The organism is Streptomyces sp. DSM 40750, assembly GCF_024612035.1.
Classification (GTDB): domain Bacteria; phylum Actinomycetota; class Actinomycetes; order Streptomycetales; family Streptomycetaceae; genus Streptomyces.
In genome coordinates this window covers 11446369-11465483 of the sequence record NZ_CP102513.1, presented here as the reverse complement: position 1 = coordinate 11465483, position 19115 = coordinate 11446369, and the positions used below count along the sequence as shown (strand labels likewise).

Sequence of the window (19115 nt, the reverse complement as noted above, 5' to 3'; positions counted from 1 at the left end):
TGCGGCCCCGCATCCTGCGACGCCTACTTGTTGGTCTTGGACAGGCCGGGCGGGTTGATCTCCGACTTGGTGGCGGCCTCGTCGGACAGGCCCCAGCGCTTGAGCACCCTGGGGTACGTGCCGCTCTCGACGACCTCGTTGAGCGCGTCGGCGAGCGGCTTGACCAGGCCGCTGTCCTCCTTGGTGGTGGCCGCGATGAGCCCCTGGAGGGTGGCGCCGGCACCGGAGTACGTGCCGACGACTTCGGTCTTCCCTGTGGTGGCCGCGTGGTAGGCGACGGTGCCGAGTTCGCGCGGCCGTGGCTGCACTCTCGGGTCAGCGACGATGACCTGAGCGGTCGTCAGTTCAGGTGCGGACGTCACCCGCTCACCGCCGCCAGGTTCTGCGTGCCGCGCGCAGCCCGCTCGGCGTCGCGCTTGGCGACCTCCTCGCGGACGATCGGGATCACGTACCGGCCGAAGTCGATCGCGTCGCCCAGCAGGTCGTAGCCGCGTGCGGAGAGGATGTCGACGCCGAGGTCGTAGTAGTCGAGGAGCGCCTGGGCCACGGTCTCGGGCGTACCGACCAGGGCGTTGGAGTTGCCCGCGCCACCGGTGGCGGCGGCCGTCGGGGTCCACAGGGCGCGGTCGTAGCGCTCCCCCGCCTCGGCGATGGCGATCAGCCGTTGCGAGCCGCTGTTCTCGGGCCGCGCATTGCCGTTGTGGCGCTTGGTGATCGCCTCGCCCTTCTCCTTGCGGGCCTTGATCGCACCGACCGTCCGGTGGGCCTTCTCCCAGGCCAGCCCCTCCGTCGGGGCGATGATCGGGCGGAACGCCACCTGAATGCGCGGCAGATCGGTGCGGCCCGCGGCCTTCGCGGCCGCCTTTACGTTCTCGATCTGCTCTGCGGTCCTCGCGAGGGGCTCGCCCCACAGGCAGTAGATGTCGGCCTCGGCGCCACCGGCCTCGTACGCCGCAGCGGAGGAACCGCCGAACGACACGTTCGGGCGGGGCTGCTGGACGGGGAAGACATCGCTGACGAAGTCGTGGAACCGGTAGTGCTCGCCCTCGTGGTCGAAGGGCTCGTGGGTGGTCCAGATCTTCTTGACGATCCGGATGTACTCGCGGGTGCGGGCGTAGCGCTCGTCCTTGGTCAGGGTGTCGCCTTCCCGGCCCTGTTCGTGGTCGTTGCCGCCGGTGATGAAGTGCACGGTCAGCCGGCCCTCGCTGATCTGGTCGAGGGTGGCGAAGGTCTTGGCGGCGAAGGTCGGGTACGAGACGTTGGGCCGGTGGGCCAGCAGGATCTGGAGGTGGTCCAGCCTGCTCGCGATGTAGGCGGCGGCCGGCGCGGGGTCGGGCGATCCGGATCCGTAGGCGAACAGCACCCGGTCCCAGCCGTGGTCCTCGTGCGCCCGGGCGAGCCGGAGCGTGTACTCCTTGTCGAAGGCGGCGCCGGAGCGCGGGGTGGTTTCGGAGCCGTCGTTGGTGGCGGCGATTCCAAGGAACTCCACTGGCATGGGAGATGGCCTTTCCTCAAGTCCTCTGGGCCGTGCCGTCGGCAGCTCGCGGGCACGGCGGAGCAGCCCTCGGTACGGCCGGGTACGACGGCGCTTCAGGGTGCTTAGAACCAGGTGGTGAGCAGGTGTGTTGACGCCGGGGCATGGGCCTCGGCCGAGGTGGGGGTGGCGGCAGCGCGTGTCAGATCTCGTAGGACCGTCCGTACGTGGATCAGCGTGTGTTCAGCGCATGCGTACGGCGGTGCCACGAAGGGAGGACCTCGCCCCGCGACCGGGGTCGCCGAGGGAGGGAAGGGCCGGTCAGACGGCCCGCTGCCGCGTCAGGCGCAACACGCGGCGGACCACACCCGACCGAAGTCGATGTGGTCACGGGTGACCAGGCGCTGCTCGGCATTCATGCGATTAATTGAGCAGTACATCTCGCTTCTCGTCAACCACGGCCCGGATACCGGACCGGCGTTGAGCAGTTCCTGTGCGTGGTCGACAGACGCGCGTGGTGCGCCCATACGATCAAGTACGGACCGGCTCCGCCGCGCGCGGCAGCCGTACCGGTCGCGTTGAGGGACGCGGCGAGCGTGATGACGCCGAAGCCCAGCCACCGCCCCGTACCAGCGCTGTGCCTGCGCTGCACCCACGAACGTGGCCGCACGGGGTGGTCACCGACGCCGATCTGCTGGGGATCGTGCCGCGACGCCACGTGGGCCGCCGGCTGACCGCTGGCGCCGCGCTGCTGGTCTTCGCGATGGTGGTCAACTCCGTCGCGCAACCGCGCCTTCCAGGCAGCTCAGGGTCCATCTGGCCGGACTTCGTGCCCGGTTGGAGAGGGCGAGGCGACGGCGCCCGAGGCCCGCCCGGCGGTCGGCGGTGACGGTGGCCGGTGAGCCCACCCATGGTGTTGCGTGACCTACATTTCCTATTGATTTACTAGGAAAGCGTTGACGGCCCGCCCGGCGGGCGCGCAGGATGATGCGCATGTCCCACAAGCAGCAACGACTCGTTCGTCGTCGGCATGTCGACTTTGGTCACGTCGTCAGCGCCGCCTGCTGTCGCGCGTAAGGCACGCGGCTCATAACCTTGCGCGTGCCGCTCCGCTCCTTCTCTCTCATCCCAGGTGATCAGGCGCACCACCCACTGCGTCTGACGGCCCGACGTACTTCTGAAGGACGACCGCCATGACCACGGCACTTCCGGCCCAGGCCGCTCCATCGGACTCGCCACTCCCCGACATGCGCCATCTCCGCCTCGTGGGCGACCTCGCGCAGGACGGCGACAAGGGAAACGGATCCGCTCCCCTCGTTGGCTATCTCGTGCTCGTTCCCGAGGGCACCGATCCCGCCCAGCTCTTCGCCAAGGACGTGACACGGCCGGAGATCCGGCCTGTCGCCCACACGGACTCACCTTCCGCGCAGCAGACGGGAGGCGGCGGCGTCCGCATCGATCACGCGCGCCATGTCGCAGAGGTGGACGGACGCGAACTCGACCTCACCTACCTGGAGTTCGGGCTGCTGGCCCATCTCGTTCTGCACCCCCACCAGGTGCATTCGCGCGAGCAGTTGATGGCCGGCATCTGGGGCTACGACCACATCGGCGACGGCCGCACCGTGGATGTCCACATCGCGCGCCTGCGCCGCAAGCTGGGCAGGGCTCACCGGCACCGCATCGTCACCGTACGGCGCGTGGGCTACAAGTACGTGCCCGAGCAGCAAGAGAACCCCTACACCGCAGCCTGCCGCCGACCTTGAGGAGACCCCTGCCATGGGCGTTGCCACTGCGCCGTCCGGCCCCACCTCGGAATCCGACCGGACCGGGCCCGGCCGTGCGCACTGGCTGCGCGTGGCCCGCGAGACGGCGGACGACCTGGCCACGGACGCGGCGGCCAGGGAGCAGGCAGGCAAGGCCCCGTTCGACGAGGTGTCCCGGCTGCGCGAGTCGGGACTGCTGACACTCCTCATACCGGCCGAACTCGGGGGCGGCGGCGCGGACTGGCCCACGGCCTACGCCGTCGTCCGGGACATCGCCGCGGCCGACGGTGCGATCGGTCAACTACTGGGCTGTCACTACTTCCTGTCGTGGAGCGCCCGGTTCTTCACCGAGCCCGCCCACGCCGCTCAGGTTGAGCGGTTGTCCGCGGCGGAGCAGTGGTGCTGGGGCGGTGGTCTCGCCCGTCAGGATCCGCCTCCGACGCTGGCCAGGACAGCCACCGGCCATGTGCTCGACGGTCGGCAGAGCTACGCCACCGGGGTCCTGGTCGCCGACCGCCTCGCCGTGCGGGCCGCACGGGCCGACACCGGCGAGCCCCTCGCCGTCGTCGTCGATCCCGCCCATCACGGTGTGGGGATCGATGGCGACGCCGACACTTTCGGCCAGCGGCTCGCGGCCGGCGGGAGCGTGGAGTTCGACGCCGTACCGGTCGCCGCCGACGCCGTACTCGGCTCCCTGTCCGCGGACGAGGACGTCCTGACGCCCCTGACCGCTCTGGCATCGCCGGTCGGGCGACTCCTGTCCATCCAGCTCCGCCTCGGCATGGCTGAGGGAGTGCTCGCCGAAGCCCGTGAGTACAGCAGGGCGGGCCACTCACCCTGGCACCCGGACTGGCCGGTCGGCTCCCCCCAGGACCCGCAGGTACTGACCTCTTACGGCGAACTCACCGTCCTCACCCGCTCCGCCTCCGCGCTCGCCGCTCAAGCACTGGAAGCCGTGCACGGCGGGCTCGTACGCTGCGACGACCTCACCTACGACGAGTACGCGGAGATCTCCGTTCTCGTGGCCATGGCCGAAGCCGCCGCATCCAAGGCCGCACAGGAATCCACCGCCCGCGCCCTCGACATCATCGGCGCCCGCTCCGCGTCCTCGCGGCTGGGCTTCGACCGCTTCTGGCGCAATGCCCGGACCCACACCTTGTACGAGCCCGTCGCCCACCGGCTCCGCGATGTCGGGGACTACTTTCTCAACGGGACGCACCCTCCGTTCGTCCTGCCTGTATGACCTTGCGATGCGCTGAGCCTTTCCCCGGCGGACTCGGCATGATCGGTATTGGCCACACGACCCGGCATCCAGGCAATTGTGAACACGGCACTTCGCTCACATGTCGGGTGGTTCAGAATACGAGAAGTCCGCGCAAGCGACATTGACTTGGCCGGATTTCGCTGCAACTCTCGTGATTGTGAGCAACTCCGAGAACCTCGCCGCGCGCCTGCACGTCGATCTGCGACGTCAGGCCAGCGCCATCTGTGCCGTCGGCCGCTGAACAAGCCGACGGGCACGGGCGCCGCTCTCCCGCTCCATTTCGCAGTCGACCATCACGACCATACCTCTGCTGTCGTGAACGACTGATTCCTCGTCGGCATTCCTGATGGGGCCTCATTCCTCTTTCGGCCCGGACTTGCCTGCGCCCGGTCAACGGGCACCGCTTTCGGTGGGTGTTCTTCATTCCACCGTTTTCACGCCATTCCCCATTCGTTTGAACAGGATCTTTCCATGGCCACTACGGCATCGACCCGACGCCAGTTCCTCTCCCTGCTCGGTCTTTCGGCGGTGGCCGTGAGCTGCGGCACGTCCGCATCCGGGGCCACTGCCGCCAAGAACCAGACCAAGACCCTCAGATACCAGGGTTGGGCAGGCCAGGTCATCTTGCCCGAGCTGGCCGAGGACCTCGGCTACCTGGAGGATGTGAAGCTGGAGTGGGTCGGCAACACGATCAGCGGTCCGCAGGATATCCAGACCGCGGCCACGGGCCAGATCGACTTCGGCGGCGCGTTCAACGGCGCGGTCGTCAAACTGGCCGCGAACAACGCCCCCATCAAGTCCGTCATCAGCTACTACGGCTCCGACAAGTACGCCTACAACGGCTTCTACGTCCTTGAGGACAGCCCGATCCGGTCGGCCCGGGACCTGATCGGCAAGAAAGTCGGGATGAACACCCTCGGCGCCCACTCCGAGGCCATGCTGGACATCTATCTGCAACGAAACGGTCTGTCCCGGGCGGACATCGGCAAGGTCGAGCCGCTCGTGGTGCCTCCGGTCAACACCGAGCAATCGCTGCGTCAGAAGCAGATCGAGGTCGCCGTGCTCGGCGGCATTCTGCGCGACAAGGCACTGGCGGCCGGTGGTGTCCGCCCGCTTTTCACGGACTACAAACTGCTCGGCGCCTTCAGCGCCGGCACGTATGTGATGACCGACCGGTTCCTGAAGCAGAACCCGGACACGGCCCGGACCTTCGTCACCGCCGTGGGACGGGCCATCGACTGGTCCCGTTCCACTCCGCACGGCGAGGTCGTCGCCCGGATGACCGAGATCGTGAAGAAGCGCGGCCGCAACGAGGACACCGCGCCCCTGAAGTACTGGCGCTCCTACGGCGTCGCCGAGAAGTCGGGCCTGATCACCGGCAAGGAACTCAAGCTGTGGATCGACTGGCTGGTCGAACGCGGTGACATCCAGAAGGGCCAGGTCACGTTGTCGGACCTCTACACCAATGAGTTCAACGGCAACCAGAAGTCGTCCTCCGCCACCAAGAGCGGGAGCTGATCCCATGCCGGAATCCACCACGCAATCGACGACGCCCAAGGTCGTGTTCGAGGACGTACGGAAGGACTTCACCGTCAAGGACCGCAGGGGGGATGGGCAGACCACCCGTTTCACCGCCCTCGACGGCATCGACCTGGAGATAGCGGCCGGCGAGTTCATCGTCCTGGTCGGTCCCAGCGGTTGCGGAAAGTCGACGCTGCTGGAGCTGCTCGGCGGCCTCGCCCGGCCCACCGCCGGACGGATCCTGCTGGACGGCCGACCCGTCACCGGCCCGGGCTTGGACCGGGGCATCGTCTTCCAGCAGTACGCGCTGCTGCCGTGGCGCACGGCGCAGGGCAATGTCGAGTTCGGCCTGGAGGCCACCGGCGTCCCACGGCGCCAACGATCCGCCCGCGCCCGGGAGTTCCTGGACCTGGTGGGTCTGTCCGGGTTCGAGGACCGCCATCCGCACGAGTTGTCGGGCGGGATGCGGCAGCGGGTGGCGATCGCCCGCAGCCTCGCCTACGACCCCGATGTGCTCCTGATGGACGAGCCGTTCGCCGCGCTGGACGCCCAGACCCGGGAATCGCTCCAGGACGAACTGCTGCGCATCTGGCAGCGCACCGGCAAGACCGTCCTCTTCATCACGCACGGCATCGAAGAGGCCGTCTACCTGGGACAGCGCGTCGCCGTCATGACGTCGAGGCCGGGCCGTATCAAGCAGATCGTGCCGGTCGCCTTCGGCTCCCGTACGGCGACGGACGACCTCCGCTCCAGCCCCGAGTTCGCGCGACACCGGCACGAGATCTGGTCGCTGCTGCACGACGAGGTGGCCAGGGCCCAGCAGTTGGAGAAGGAGGCGGCTTCCGTATGAGCACCACAACCGGCACGGCCACCGAGAAGACCACGGCGCCGGACTCCGTGAGCACCACCGAGCCCGCCCCTCGCCCTCCCTCCGCTACGCCCGCGGCATCCAGGCCACCGGGGGCATCGCCGTCGGACGAGCGCCGAATCGCCCCTGCGACGGCCCGGTTCCGCCAGGCGGCCCGCCGACTGCCGAATCTGCTGCTCAACGGGGCAACCAAGTCCGCGGCGATCCTGGCTCTGGTGCTGCTGTGGGAGACCGCCCCGCGGTTCGGCCTGGTCGACCGGACCTTCCTGCCGCCGTTCAGCGAGGTCGCGCGCGCCTGGTGGGAGCTGGCCGTGAACGGTCAGCTCGCCGACAACGCGCGTGCCAGCCTGACGCGTTCGTTCAGCGGATTCGGTATCGCCGTCGCCGTCGCCGTGCCGCTGGGCCTGCTGATCGGCTGGTACCGGCCGGTCGCCGACCTCCTCGGACCGCTGCTGGAGGTGTTCCGCAACACCGCTGCGCTGGCCCTGCTGCCGGTGTTCGTGCTGCTGCTCGGCATCGGCGAGACCTCGAAGATCTCCATCGTGGTGTACGCGTGCACCTGGCCGATCCTGCTCAACACCATCAGCGCGGTCCGCAACGTCGACCCGACCCTGCTGAAGCTGGCGAAGTCGATGGACCTGTCCGCGCCCCGGCTGTTCCAGAAGGTCATCCTGCCGGCGTCGGTGCCGGTGATGTTCACCGGTATCCGGCTGGCCGGAGCGGTGTCCATTCTCGTGCTGGTCGCCGCCGAGATGATCGGCGCCAAGGCGGGCCTCGGCTATCTGATCAACGCCTCGCAGTTCAACTTCGCGATCCCGCAGATGTACGCGGGCATCATCACGATCTCCGCCATCGGCGTGGCCTTCAACCAGTTCCTGGTCACCGTGGAGCGGCGGCTCAGCTCCTGGCGCGTACCCGCCGACGGCTGACCCGGCCGCCCGCTCGTCCTACCTCCACCCGGTCCCGTCGCACGGTCCCGCTCCCGCCTCCTGCCCGATGGTCTCACCGCCCCCGCGTCTCACCGCCCCCGATCCGAGGAACCCCATGCCCGCTGCCAGCCCCCGACGCCTGCATCTCAACGCCTTCCTGATGAACGCCGGCCACCACGACGCCGCCTGGCGCCACCCGCGCACCCAGCCCGAACGCGTCACCGACCTGCGCTACTTCCAGCAGCTCGCGCAGACCGCCGAACGCGGCCTGCTCGACTCGGTCTTCCTCGCCGACGGCCTGGCCCTGTGGGGCAAGGTCCGGCACAACGCCCTCGGCGGCTTCGAACCCCTCACCCTGCTGTCCGCCCTGGCAGCGGTCACCGAGCACATCGGCCTGATCGCCACCGTGTCCACCACCTTCAACGAACCCTTCCACACCGCCCGCAAGTTCGCCTCCCTGGACCACATCAGCGGCGGCCGGGCCGGCTGGAACATCGTCACCTCCGGGACCGTGAACGAGGCCCGCAACTTCGGGCAGGACAAGCACCTGGAACACCGGCTGCGCTACGAGCGGGCGCGGGAGTTCCTCGATGTCGCCACCAAGCTGTGGGACAGCTGGGAGGACGACGCGATCCTGCTCGACCGTGAACGCGGCGTCTACGCCGACACCGACAAGGTGCGGGAGATCAACCACCGCGGGGCGTACTTCGGGGTGCAGGGCCCGCTGAACGTACCGCGCACCCCGCAGGGCTACCCGCTGCTGGTGCAGGCCGGATCGTCGGAGGACGGCAAGGAGTTCGCCGCCCAGTACGCCGAGGCCGTCTTCACCGCCCAGCAGACCCTCGCCGACGGCCAAGCCTTCTACAAGGACCTCAAGTCCCGGCTCCCCCGCTACGGCCGCACCGAGGACCAGCTGCTGGTACTCCCTGGCATCGCCCCCGTCATCGGCTCGACCGAGACGGAAGCCCGCGCGCTGGAACAGGAGCTGACGAACCTCCAAGTACCCGAGTACGGCCTCGCCCAGCTGTCCGGCATGCTCGGCACCGACCTGACCGGGCTCCCACTGGACGGGCCACTGCCCGAGCTGCCCGAGGAACGGGACATCAACGGCAACAAGAGCCGCTTCACGCTCGTCGCCGAACTCGCCCGCCGCGACGGCCTCACCCTTCGCGAACTCATCGCCCGCCTCGGCGCCGGCCGCGGCCACCGCGTCCTCGCCGGCACCCCGGAGCAGATCGCCGACCAGCTCGAGGAGTGGTTCACCCAGGGCGCCGCCGACGGCTTCAACATCATGCCGCCCCATCTGCCGGGCGGCCTGGAGGACTTCGTCGATCACGTGGTGCCCATCCTCCAGCGACGCGGCCTGTTCCGTACCCAGTACACCGGCCGCACCTTGCGCGAGAACTACGGCCTGCCCCGCCCAGCCAACCGGCTCACCGCGGCGGCCGCACCAGAAGAAGGACGGCCCGCATGACCGGACTGGCACTCAGCACCGACGTCCTGGTGGTCGGCGGCGGTCCCGCAGCCACCTGGGCCGCGCTCAAAGCGGCCCAGGACGGCGCGGACGTCGTCCTCGCCGACAAGGGTTACTGCGGCACAAGCGGCGCCACCGCCTCCGCCGGAACCGGCGTCTGGTACGTCCCTCCGGAGCCCGCCGCCCGGGAGGCGGCCATGGCGAGCAGGGAGGCACTCGGCGGATTCCTGGCCGACCGGCGCTGGATGACCCGGGTCCTGGACCAGACGTACGCGGGCGTGAACGAGCTGGCCGCGGCCGCACGCTACCCCTTCCCCACAGGACCGGACGGAAAGCAGCTCAGGAACGGCCTCCAAGGACCGGAGTACATGCGCAGGATGCGCATCCGCGTCCAGCGCGCCGGGGCCCGCATCCTCGACCACAGCCCCGCCACCGAACTGCTCACCGACCCCTCCGGAGCGGTCGCCGGAGCCAGGGGCCACCAGCGTCAGACCGGGCAGCCGTACCGGGTGCGCGCCGGGGCGGTCGTCCTGGCCACCGGCGGCTGCGCATTCCTCAGCGGCGCTCTCGGCTGCAACGTCAACACCGGCGACGGCGCGCTGTTCGCCGCCGAGGTGGGCGCGGAGCTGTCCGGGATGGAGTTCTCCAACGCGTACGGCATCGCGCCCGAGGGCACCTCCGTCACCAAGACCGCCTTCTACTCCTTCGCGACCTTCTACCACGAGGACGGCACAGTCCTGGAGGGTGCGGCCAGCCAGGGCGGCCGGTCCGTGATCGCCAGGGCGCTGCTCAGCGAGAAGGTGTACTGCCGCCTCGACCGGGCGGACGCGGCGGCCCGGCAGGCGATGCGGCCGGCCCAGCCCAACTTCTTCCTCACCTTCGACCGGCTCGGCATCGACCCCTTCACCCAGCTCTTCGCCGTCACGCTCCTCGCCGAGGGCACCGTGCGCGGCACCGGCGGCATCCGCATCACCGGCGACGACTGCTCCACCACCGTCCCCGGGTTGTACGCGGCCGGTGACGCGGCGACCCGTGAGTTGATCTGCGGAGGCTTCACCGGCGGCGGCAGCCACAACGCCGCCTGGGCCATCTCCTCCGGCACCTGGGCCGGCCGGGGCGCGGCCCGCCACGCCCGCTCCCTCGGCGTCCGCGCCGGTACCAGGCGCCTGGTGGCCGCGGGTGGCGCCGGGCTCCGGCCCAGCGGCGCCCCGGGCCCCGCCGACGGCTTCCGGGACGTCATCGCCACCGTCCAGGGCGAAGTGCTGCCGTACGAGAAGAACTATCTGCGCCACGGTGACCGGCTCGCTGCCTCGCTGGAGGTGCTCGACGGCGTGTGGGAGGAGTCCCGCGCCTCCCTGCACGCCGAGGGCCAAGACGTCGTACGGGCCCGGCAGGCGGCGGCAATGGCGGCGCATGCCCGCTGGATGTACGCCTCAGCGCTGGCCCGCACCGAGACCCGAGGCATGGCCAAGCGGCTCGACCACCCGACACAGGACCCCGGGCAGCACCACCGCGTCGTCACAGGCGGCCTCGACCAGGTGTGGACCCGCACCGAGCCCCTGCCGACCGCCCCGCCGGCATCAGCGGCACCACTGGAGGTGGCCTCATGATCGAACTGGTCTCGGCGGAACGCTGCATCACCTGCGACATATGCATCAAGGTCTGCCCGACCAACGTCTTCGACCGCGGCGAGGACGGCATCCCCGTGCTCGCCCGCCGCGACGACTGCCAGACCTGCTTCCAGTGCGAGGCGAACTGCCCGGCCGACGCCCTGTACGTCGCACCCGTGACCCGCCCGCTGCCCGACGACTCCACCGCCCGCGACGAGGACCACCTGGACCGTACCGGCCTGCTCGGCAGCTACCGCCGGCACATCGGCTGGGGACCAGGCCGCACGCCCGGCGCGCTACGGGCCGTCGGCCCTTCCCTCGGACCGCCGGGGTCCAAGGGAACCACCCCGCCCATCACCTCCTGACGACCGCCCGCCTGATCACCTCCTCGCCGGTCAGCTCCCGACCGGCTGATGGCCTCCTGAAAGGAACACCCGCACATGACCACCAGCACCGGCTTCGACGTCCGCAGGATCGGCGGCCGGATCGGCGCCGAGATCCTCGGCGTGGACCTCTCCGCCGACCTCGACCCCGCCCTCATCACCGAGATCAACTCCGCGCTCCTGGAACACAAGGCACTCGTCTTCCGCGACCAGCACCTCGACGACGCCCGCCAGCTCCGCTTCGCCTCCCTCTTCGGCGAACTCACCACCGCGCACCCCACCGTCCCCTCCGTCGACGGCCAGCCCCACATCCTGCCCGTCGACGGCGACGAGGGCATCCGTGCCAACCAGTGGCACACCGACGTCACCTTCGTCCGTACACCCCCGAAGGCGTCCACACTGCGCGGCATCGTGATCCCGCCTTACGGCGGTAACACCCTCATCGCCAACTCGGCCGCGGCGTACCGGGATCTGCCCGAGCCGCTGCGCGAGCTGGCCGACAAGCTCTGGGCCGTACACACCAACGACTACGACTACGCCGCCCCGAAGAACGAGAAGGCGGCCGAACACCGCAAGCGGTTCGTCTCCCGCAAGTACCGCACCGCCCACCCTGTCGTCCGCGTCCACCCCGAGACCGGGGAACGCGGACTCTACATCGGCGGCTTCGCCCAGAGCATCGTCGGCTTCGGCCCCTCCGACTCCCGCGACCTGCTGCGCATCTTCCAGTCGTACGTCACCCGCCCCGAGAACATCGTGCGCGTGACCTGGACGCCGGGCGACCTCGTCCTCTTCGACAACCGCATCACCCAGCACTACGCCCCGGACGACTACGGCGCCCTGCCGCGCCTGCTGCACCGGGTGACCGTCGCGGGCGACATCCCCGCAGGCGTCGACGGCACCCTCAGCCACGTCCTCAAGGGCGACGACGCCTCCCACTACACCCCCGCCGCGGGCTGATGCCCCGCGGGCCGCCGGGCAGGGACACCCGTTCCTGCCCGGCGGCCCGCCCGCAACGGACACCGACCGAAGCCGTACGGGATAATGCACACATGCGGATCTCAGCCCGAGCGGACTACGCGGTACGTGCCGCACTGCAACTCGCCGCTTCACGGGACGAAGGGCCGCTGAAGGCGGAGGCCATCGCCGACGCCCAGGACATCCCGCACAAATTTCTCGAAAGCATCCTGAACGACATGCGCCGGGGCGGCCTCGTCCTCAGCCAGCGCGGCGGCAACGGCGGCTACCGGCTGGCCAGGCCCGCCGAGTCCATCAGCATCGCCGACGTCATCCGCACCGTGGACGGCCCGCTGGTCTCGGTGCGCGGCGTCCGCCCCCCGGAACTGTCCTACACCGGCCCCGCCGAGTCACTGCTCCCCCTGTGGATCGCACTGCGGTCCAACGTGCGCGAAATCCTCGACGGCGTATCGCTCGCCGACGTCGCATCGGCCCAACTGCCCGCCGAAGTATCCGCGTTGACCAACACCCCCGACGCCTGGGTAAACCCCTGACACGCTGGGCCAACCACCACCGATCTCAAAGAGCGGGATAACGCCGTCCACGATGCGAACTCCCCCTTGGGGTAGACGCCACCTTCTGCCACGATCCCTAGCAACCCGGTAGGAAAACTAGGGAACTGTGGGGGTGACGATGGAAACGCTCGACTGCACAGGCCGGTTGCCGCTCCTTCTGACCTCGCGCCGCCACATCGACCTCGGCCGTACGTCCAGTGCCATCTGTCGGCCGCTCTGACGCCACAGAACCTGACGCGCTCCGAACCAGCAGTGCCTCCTCTCCCCGCCTCTGTCGGCGGATCGGACACCCTCGGCCGGACTCCCCCCACGTTCCACATCTCAGCGCGCGCCGGCACGCCTGCCGCCGACGGCCGAGGAGTGGAGCGTTTGGTGCACGCCCAAAAGCAGTTCGCCTCGCAATTTCGTACCTTCCTGCTCACCATCCTCTGAGAGGACACCGTCGTGTCTGCCGCAAGACCGCTCACCGCCCTGCGCACCCTTGCCGTTATAGCCGCACTTCCCCTCCTGCTCACCGCCTGCGGCTACGGTTCCGAGTCCACTGACGACGGCAAGCAGACCGCGGTCGCGGCGGACGCCAGGAAGCTCTCCGTCGACGAGGTGAAGATCGGATACTTCCCCAACCTCACGCACGCCACCGCTCTCGTGGGCGTCCAGGAGGGCCTGCTCCAGAAGGAGCTCGGCGGCACCATCATCAAGGCGGCCACCTTCAACGCCGGCCCGTCCGAGATCGAGGCCCTGAACGGGGAATCAATCGACATCGGCTGGATCGGCCCCTCCCCCGCCATCAACGGCTACACCCAGGCCGACGGCAAGAACCTGCGCATCATCAGCGGTTCCGCCTCAGGCGGGGTGAAGCTCGTCGTCAACCCTGACAAGATCAAGACCCTGGACGACGTCAAGGGCAAGAAGATCACGACCCCACAGCTCGGCAACACCCAGGACGTGGCGTTCCTCAACTGGATCGCGGACCAGGGCTGGAAGGTCGACGCGCAGAGCGGCAAGGGCGATGTCTCCGTCGTCCGCACGGAGAACTCGGTCGTCCCGGACGCCTACAAGTCCGGTGCCATCGACGGTGCCTGGGTGCCGGAGCCGACCGCGTCGAAGCTGGTCGCCGAGGGCGCGAAGGTGCTCCTTGACGAGGCGGACCTGTGGCCGGACAAGAAGTTCGTGATCACGAACATCATCGTGCGGCAGGACTTCCTCAAGGAGCACCCGGACGTCGTCGAGGCCGTGCTGCGCGGCGCGGTGAAGACCAATGAGTGGATCAACGCCAACCCGGAGAAGGCGAAGGCCGCCGCCAACGAGGCGCTGAAGAAGGAGTCCGGCAAGGCTCTGCCTGCCGAGGTAATCGACCCGGCCTGGGAGTCCATCACCTTCCTCGACGACCCGCTGGCCTCAACCCTCAACACCGAGGCGGAGCACGCGGTCAAGGCCGGTCTGCTGGAGGAGCCCAACCTGAAGGGCATCTACGACCTCGCACCCCTCAACAAGGTCCTCAAGACCGAGGGCAAGGACGAGGTCGACGACGCCGGTCTCGGCGCCGAGTAACGACAACCGACCCCCAGTTTCCAGGAGGTGACGACCATGGCCACCACGATCGCCAAGGCTGCCGAGGACGCCACTGCGGTGACGCACGCCGCCCGTATCGAGCACGTCTCGAAGTCCTTCGCCGCGCCGGGCGCGCCCGGCGGGCAGCAGCTCGTGCTGGACGACATCACGCTTGATGTCGCACCGGGCGAGTTCGTCACCCTCCTGGGAGCCTCGGGCTGCGGCAAGTCCACCCTGCTCAACCTGGTCGCGGGACTGGACCTGCCCTCCGCCGGCTCGATCGACACGGACGGCCGGCCCGCCCTGATGTTCCAGGATCACGCGCTGTTCCCATGGCTGACCGCGGGCAAGAACATCGAACTCGCGCTGAAACTGCGCGGGGTCGCCAAGCCGGAGCGCCGCCAGGAGGCCGAACGGCTGCTGGAACTCGTACGGCTGCAGGGGGCGTACCGCAAGCGGGTGCACGAACTGTCCGGCGGCATGCGGCAGCGCGTCGCACTGGCCCGTGCACTCGCCCAGGACAGCCGACTGCTGCTGATGGACGAGCCGTTCGCCGCGCTGGACGCCATCACCCGCGACGTGCTGCACGACGAGTTGACCCGCATCTGGCACGAGACAGGACTGTCGGTGCTGTTCGTCACGCACAACGTGCGCGAGGCGGTAAAGCTGGCCCAGCGGGTGGTGCTGCTGTCCTCGCGGCCGGGACGGATAGCCCAGGAGTGGACGGTGGGCATTCCGCAGCCGCGCCGCATCGAGGACAGCGCGGTCGCCGAGCTGTCCGTCGAGATCACCGAAGAACTGCGTGGGGAGATCCGCCGCCATGGCCAGCACTGACACCGGCGTCGACGTCGAGAAGATCGGCTCGTCGGCAACCGGGGAGCCACAGGACAGGCAGGATCTGGCGGGGCTGGAGGCCGGGCTCGATGCCCTGGACTCGGCGCAGGTCGGCCGTACGCCACTGCGCGAGACCCTGATCCGCAAGGTGTTGCCGCCCATCACCGCCATCGCACTGGTCCTGGTGATCTGGCAACTGCTGGTGTGGGCCGGGATCATCCCCGACTACAAGCTGCCCTCACCGTCCGCGGTCTGGGACGAGGTGACCAACGCCTGGCGGCAGGGCACGCTCCTCGACTACATCTGGACCTCCGTCTCGCGCGGCCTGCTCGGCTTCCTGATGGCACTCGCCATCGGCACGCCGCTCGGCCTGCTCGTCGCCCGCGTGAAGTTCGTACGGGCCGCCATCGGCCCCATCCTGTCCGGTCTGCAGTCGCTGCCGTCGGTGGCCTGGGTGCCGCCCGCCGTGCTGTGGCTGGGCCTCGACAACTCCATGATGTACGCCGTGATCCTGCTCGGCGCGGTCCCCTCCATCGCCAACGGCCTCGTCGCGGGCATCGACCAGATCCCCCCGCTCTTCCTGCGCGCCGGGCGCACCCTGGGCGCGACCGGGCTGCGCGAGGCCTGGCACATCGTGATGCCGGGGGCGCTGCCCGGCTATCTGGCGGGCCTGAAGCAGGGCTGGGCCTTCTCCTGGCGCTCACTGATGGCCGCCGAGATCATCGCCTCATCGCCCGACCTCGGCGTCGGCCTCGGCCAGTTGCTGGAGAACGGACGGACCAACGCCAGCATGTCGCAGGTCTTCCTGGCCATCCTCCTGATCCTGCTCGTCGGAATCGCCATCGACCTGCTGATCTTCAGCCCGCTGGAGCGGCGGGTGCTGCGCGGGCGGGGACTGCTGGTCACCCGCTGAACGAACGGATCGCAAGCAGGACCGGTCCGCTGGGCATAAGCAGTCATTGCCCTGGAGGTCTCAGCCTTCCTGCCGGCGCCACGCGGTCGCATCAGGTCCGGGTGATGTTGGCAGGACCCGATCACGGCAGCTGGTTGAGTCGCCCACACTTGGTCGCGGCGCCCGCTCGAGAGCCATTGTCAAGAGTTGTGGATCGAGTCGTTCGCGTCGGTGATGCTGTCGCTCGGGTTGAGGTTGAGGAGGTAGGCGACCCTCGCGAGGCCTTGCAGGATGCTGTCGGCGGTTGCCTCTGCGGTCAGGTTGGTGGAATCCATCCCTCCACGGCCGCCGGGCCGTTCTGCTGACCCTGCGACGCCCTGCGACACGGCACGACGAGGCCGGGACGGCCGATACGATGCCCGAGCCCGGCCGCCCCGGTGGCGGCCCCGCCACCAGCGAGAGGACCCCGCAGTGAGCCAGCACAGCCGCACGGCGGTGTTCTCGGCAGGGTCCTGGGGTACCGCCGTCGCCAAGGTCATGGCGGACGCCGGCGGACACGTCACCGTGCACGCCCGCCGCGCCGAGGTCGTCGAGGCGATCAACACCGCTCACCGCAACCCCGCTTACTTCCCCGAGGTCGAGCTACCCGCCTCCCTGACGGCCACGACGGAGCCGACCGCCGCCCTGGACGGCGCGGATTACCTCGTACTGTCCATCCCCGCCCAGGCCCTGCGCGCGAACCTGACCGCGTGGGCGCCGCACATCGGCCCGGACACCGTGATCGTGTCGCTGATGAAGGGGATCGAGGTCACGAGCGGGAAGCGGGCCAGCCAGGTCATCGCCGAGGTGACCGGCGTCAGCGCGGAGCGGATCGCGGTGCTGTCGGGGCCGAACCTCGCGGGCGAGATCATGGAGGGCCAGCCGGCCGCCGCCACCGTCGCCTGCCCGGACGAAGCCACCGCCCGCCGCGTCCAGGCGGCATGCCTCACCCCGTACTTCCGGCCCTACACCAGCACCGACGTGGTCGGCTGCGAGATGGGCGGCGCGGTGAAGAACGTCATCGCGCTCGCCGTGGGCACCGCCACCGGCATGGGCCTGGGCCACAACGCGACGGCCGTGCTCATCACCCGGGGACTTGCGGAGACCACCCGCCTGGCCGTGGCGATGGGCGCCAACCCCGCCACCCTCGCGGGCCTGGCCGGACTCGGCGACCTCGTGGCGACCTGTTCCTCCCCGCGCTCACGCAACCGCACTTTCGGCACCCATCTCGGCCACGGCCTGAGCGTCGAAGAGGCAGCCGCCGCGACCCGGCAGACCACCGAGGGCGTCAAGTCCGCTGAAGCGGTCCTCGCACTGGCCCGCGCTCACGGAGCCGATATGCCGATCACGGACGTCATCTCCGCGCTCCTGCACGAGAAGGTCACGCTCGACCAGGCCGCCGCCGCACTGATGCAGCGGCCCCCCAAGCCCGAGCACTGACCCCCTGGCTCCCCCGCCGCACAGGGGCGCCCCCACCACTTCAACCTCCCTATCCCGGAGGCCCCTTTTCATGCACGCGACTTCCGTGCTGTCCGCTGTCCAACTCGCCGCCACCGCCGCCCTCGTGGGGTGGATGCTCACCGGGTTCACGCGCCTGCCCCGGCAGGTGGCTGCGCTGGAAGATGTTCTGCCGCGCCCGCTTCACGATCATCACCCTCGACGGCATCAAGGATGGCCGTACCGAGCCGGTGAACGCCTACCGGTACCTCTCGCCCGGCAGCTTCCTCCTCAGCCCCGAGCGGCTCCAGACGATCATCACCCACCTGACCGGCACCGGCCGGTACGACCGGATCGACGGCCGCGGACGCGTCCCTGTCCGTCCAGGGCGAGCAGCCGATCGAGGTGAGCGACAGTGTCGTTCGTTGACGCCCTCGCATCCGGATTCCAGCACCCCACCGACCCCGGACGACTCCACCTGTTCCGCATCGTCTACGGCACGGTCTGCGCCCTGCGATTCGCCCTCGCCTTAGGCCAGGGCGGATGGGACCGGTTCACCCCCGGCTCACTCAGCACCTATACGGCCGAACAGCGCTTCGGCCCCGTCCGGGCCCGTCTCCTGACTGGCGCCTACCGCCCCGTACTGACCGCCCGCACAGCGGCCGCCGTCGCCCTGGCCGCCGGTCTGGCGCCTCCGGCGGCGCTCGTGATGGTCCTGGCTGGTACCGCGATGGAACTCTGCTACCTCAAGAGCCCCAACGCCGTTCGCTACGCCTTGTTGACCGGGACCTGCCTGTTGGTCGCCGACGACCTCGGTCAAACGGCCTGGGCATCACGCACGGCTCCAGCACGGCCAACACCTGAGCTTTGTGTCTCCTCGTGCTGATCACCACGGATGTCTACTGGAACAGCGCCTGGCACAAACTCCGCTCCCAGCAGTTCCGCACCGGCCTCTACCTGGCCCAATGGGTCCACACCTATACCCAGGTCAAAGATCAGTTGCCCTACCGCGCGCAGCACGCCGTTCCCGGAGTCGTCCGCTGCCGCATGGGCAACCTCGCCGACCGCGATGTCCGACTCTGGCGCCTGGTGGCGGCCACCGTCATCACCGCGGAAATCGACCTGCCGCCCGCCCTGCTCGTCCCGCAGACGATGCCGTACACCATCACCGCCGGCATCACGATGCACATCGCCTTCACGGCCCTGAAGCCCCGCCAGCTCGTCACTTTCTCCAGCCTCACCGTCGGCACCTACACCGCGTTCGCCGCCTGACCCACCCCACCACCGAAACGACACGGCAGCCAACCGAGGGCGTGTCATCGCATTGCGCGCAGGCCTCGCACCGGTCCGCGCCTACATTCCCGAGCTCCTGCAGGATGTGCTCTCCGGCGCCCTAGATCCGGAGCCGGTCTTCGACCGTGCCGTCCCCCTGGCCGAGGTGCCGGACGGTTATCAGGCGATGGACGACCGGTGGTGCGCGTCACCTTTCTGAGCGCGGAGGCCGACGGCACGGGTGTGGTTCCTCCCCTGCCGCACGGCGTCCTCGG

At 69.4% G+C, this 19115-nt stretch carries 19 protein-coding genes and 2 pseudogenes; 18 read left to right on the top strand and 3 right to left on the bottom strand.

Annotated elements, in window-relative coordinates; genetic code table 11:
• Positions 1-23 precede the first annotated feature (23 nt).
• Both JIX55_RS50375 and JIX55_RS50370 read right to left on the bottom strand, forming a co-directional pair.
• Positions 24-281 (bottom strand): annotated as a pseudogene (locus JIX55_RS50375) (ABC transporter substrate-binding protein); the annotation flags it as partial.
• Positions 282-358: 77 nt separating this feature from the next.
• Positions 359-1495 (bottom strand): LLM class flavin-dependent oxidoreductase, encoded by a 1137-nt coding sequence (locus tag JIX55_RS50370; RefSeq protein ID WP_257561199.1) that lies wholly within the window; start codon positions 1493-1495, stop codon positions 359-361.
• A 1172-nt stretch (positions 1496-2667) separates the two neighbouring features.
• Between JIX55_RS50370 and JIX55_RS50365 the strand changes: the two genes are divergently transcribed.
• From JIX55_RS50365 to JIX55_RS50305, 14 genes are all read left to right on the top strand, one after another.
• Positions 2668-3237, top strand: coding sequence for a winged helix-turn-helix domain-containing protein (locus JIX55_RS50365; RefSeq protein WP_257561201.1), 570 nt, complete (start codon positions 2668-2670; stop codon positions 3235-3237).
• Between the two features lie 13 nt (positions 3238-3250).
• Positions 3251-4480, top strand: coding sequence for an acyl-CoA dehydrogenase family protein (locus tag JIX55_RS50360; RefSeq protein ID WP_257561202.1), 1230 nt, complete (start codon positions 3251-3253; stop codon positions 4478-4480).
• A 492-nt stretch (positions 4481-4972) separates the two neighbouring features.
• Positions 4973-6019: an ABC transporter substrate-binding protein gene (locus JIX55_RS50355; protein WP_257561203.1), complete on the top strand. Its 1047-nt coding sequence runs from the start codon at positions 4973-4975 to the stop codon at positions 6017-6019.
• A gap of 4 nt (positions 6020-6023) precedes the next feature.
• Positions 6024-6872 carry an ABC transporter ATP-binding protein gene (locus JIX55_RS50350; protein ID WP_257561204.1) on the top strand — a complete coding sequence of 283 codons (849 nt, stop codon included), beginning with the start codon at positions 6024-6026 and terminating at the stop codon, positions 6870-6872.
• Positions 6869-7819: an ABC transporter permease gene (locus tag JIX55_RS50345; RefSeq protein WP_257561205.1), complete on the top strand. Its 951-nt coding sequence runs from the start codon at positions 6869-6871 to the stop codon at positions 7817-7819. Before JIX55_RS50350 ends, JIX55_RS50345 begins: the two co-directional genes overlap by 4 nt.
• Before the next feature lie 115 nt (positions 7820-7934).
• Positions 7935-9293 carry an LLM class flavin-dependent oxidoreductase gene (locus JIX55_RS50340; protein ID WP_257561206.1) on the top strand — a complete coding sequence of 453 codons (1359 nt, stop codon included), beginning with the start codon at positions 7935-7937 and terminating at the stop codon, positions 9291-9293.
• The gene (locus JIX55_RS50335) at positions 9290-10903 is read left to right on the top strand and encodes an FAD-dependent oxidoreductase (protein WP_257561207.1); all 1614 of its coding nucleotides are present in this window, start codon (positions 9290-9292) and stop codon (positions 10901-10903) included. The genes JIX55_RS50340 and JIX55_RS50335 overlap by 4 nt, the downstream gene beginning before the upstream one ends.
• Complete coding sequence (locus JIX55_RS50330; protein WP_257561208.1) at positions 10900-11268, top strand: 4Fe-4S dicluster domain-containing protein; 369 nt, start codon at positions 10900-10902, stop codon at positions 11266-11268. Before JIX55_RS50335 ends, JIX55_RS50330 begins: the two co-directional genes overlap by 4 nt.
• A 75-nt stretch (positions 11269-11343) precedes the next feature.
• Positions 11344-12243 (top strand): TauD/TfdA dioxygenase family protein, encoded by a 900-nt coding sequence (locus JIX55_RS50325; RefSeq protein WP_257561209.1) that lies wholly within the window; start codon positions 11344-11346, stop codon positions 12241-12243.
• Positions 12244-12335: 92 nt separating this feature from the next.
• A complete protein-coding gene (locus JIX55_RS50320) occupies positions 12336-12794 on the top strand; it encodes an RrF2 family transcriptional regulator (RefSeq protein WP_257561210.1) in 459 nt (152 codons plus the stop codon).
• Positions 12795-12933: 139 nt separating this feature from the next.
• Positions 12934-13035 (top strand): putative leader peptide, encoded by a 102-nt coding sequence (locus JIX55_RS51815; protein ID WP_443046683.1) that lies wholly within the window; start codon positions 12934-12936, stop codon positions 13033-13035.
• Positions 13036-13259: 224 nt separating this feature from the next.
• Entirely contained in the window at positions 13260-14366 is a 1107-nt protein-coding gene (locus JIX55_RS50315; RefSeq protein ID WP_257561211.1) for an aliphatic sulfonate ABC transporter substrate-binding protein, read from the top strand.
• Between the two features lie 36 nt (positions 14367-14402).
• The gene (locus tag JIX55_RS50310; RefSeq protein WP_257561212.1) at positions 14403-15200 is read left to right on the top strand and encodes an ABC transporter ATP-binding protein; all 798 of its coding nucleotides are present in this window, start codon (positions 14403-14405) and stop codon (positions 15198-15200) included.
• Complete coding sequence (locus JIX55_RS50305; RefSeq protein ID WP_257561213.1) at positions 15187-16113, top strand: ABC transporter permease; 927 nt, start codon at positions 15187-15189, stop codon at positions 16111-16113. Before JIX55_RS50310 ends, JIX55_RS50305 begins: the two co-directional genes overlap by 14 nt.
• Positions 16114-16292: 179 nt before the next feature.
• Here JIX55_RS50305 and JIX55_RS50300 read toward each other — a convergent pair whose 3' ends face one another.
• On the bottom strand, positions 16293-16427 hold the full coding sequence (locus tag JIX55_RS50300; RefSeq protein ID WP_257561214.1) for a hypothetical protein: 135 nt from the start codon (positions 16425-16427) through the stop codon (positions 16293-16295).
• Between the two features lie 136 nt (positions 16428-16563).
• Between JIX55_RS50300 and JIX55_RS50295 the strand changes: the two genes are divergently transcribed.
• From JIX55_RS50295 to JIX55_RS50280, 4 genes and pseudogenes are all read left to right on the top strand, one after another.
• Positions 16564-17571 (top strand): NAD(P)H-dependent glycerol-3-phosphate dehydrogenase, encoded by a 1008-nt coding sequence (locus JIX55_RS50295; protein ID WP_257561215.1) that lies wholly within the window; start codon positions 16564-16566, stop codon positions 17569-17571.
• A gap of 412 nt (positions 17572-17983) precedes the next feature.
• The gene (locus tag JIX55_RS50290; RefSeq protein ID WP_257561216.1) at positions 17984-18454 is read left to right on the top strand and encodes a hypothetical protein; all 471 of its coding nucleotides are present in this window, start codon (positions 17984-17986) and stop codon (positions 18452-18454) included.
• The gene (locus JIX55_RS50285) at positions 18448-18840 is read left to right on the top strand and encodes a hypothetical protein (protein ID WP_257561217.1); all 393 of its coding nucleotides are present in this window, start codon (positions 18448-18450) and stop codon (positions 18838-18840) included. Before JIX55_RS50290 ends, JIX55_RS50285 begins: the two co-directional genes overlap by 7 nt.
• A gap of 40 nt (positions 18841-18880) precedes the next feature.
• Positions 18881-19060: pseudogene (locus JIX55_RS50280) on the top strand (hypothetical protein); the annotation flags it as partial.
• Positions 19061-19115 lie beyond the last annotated feature (55 nt).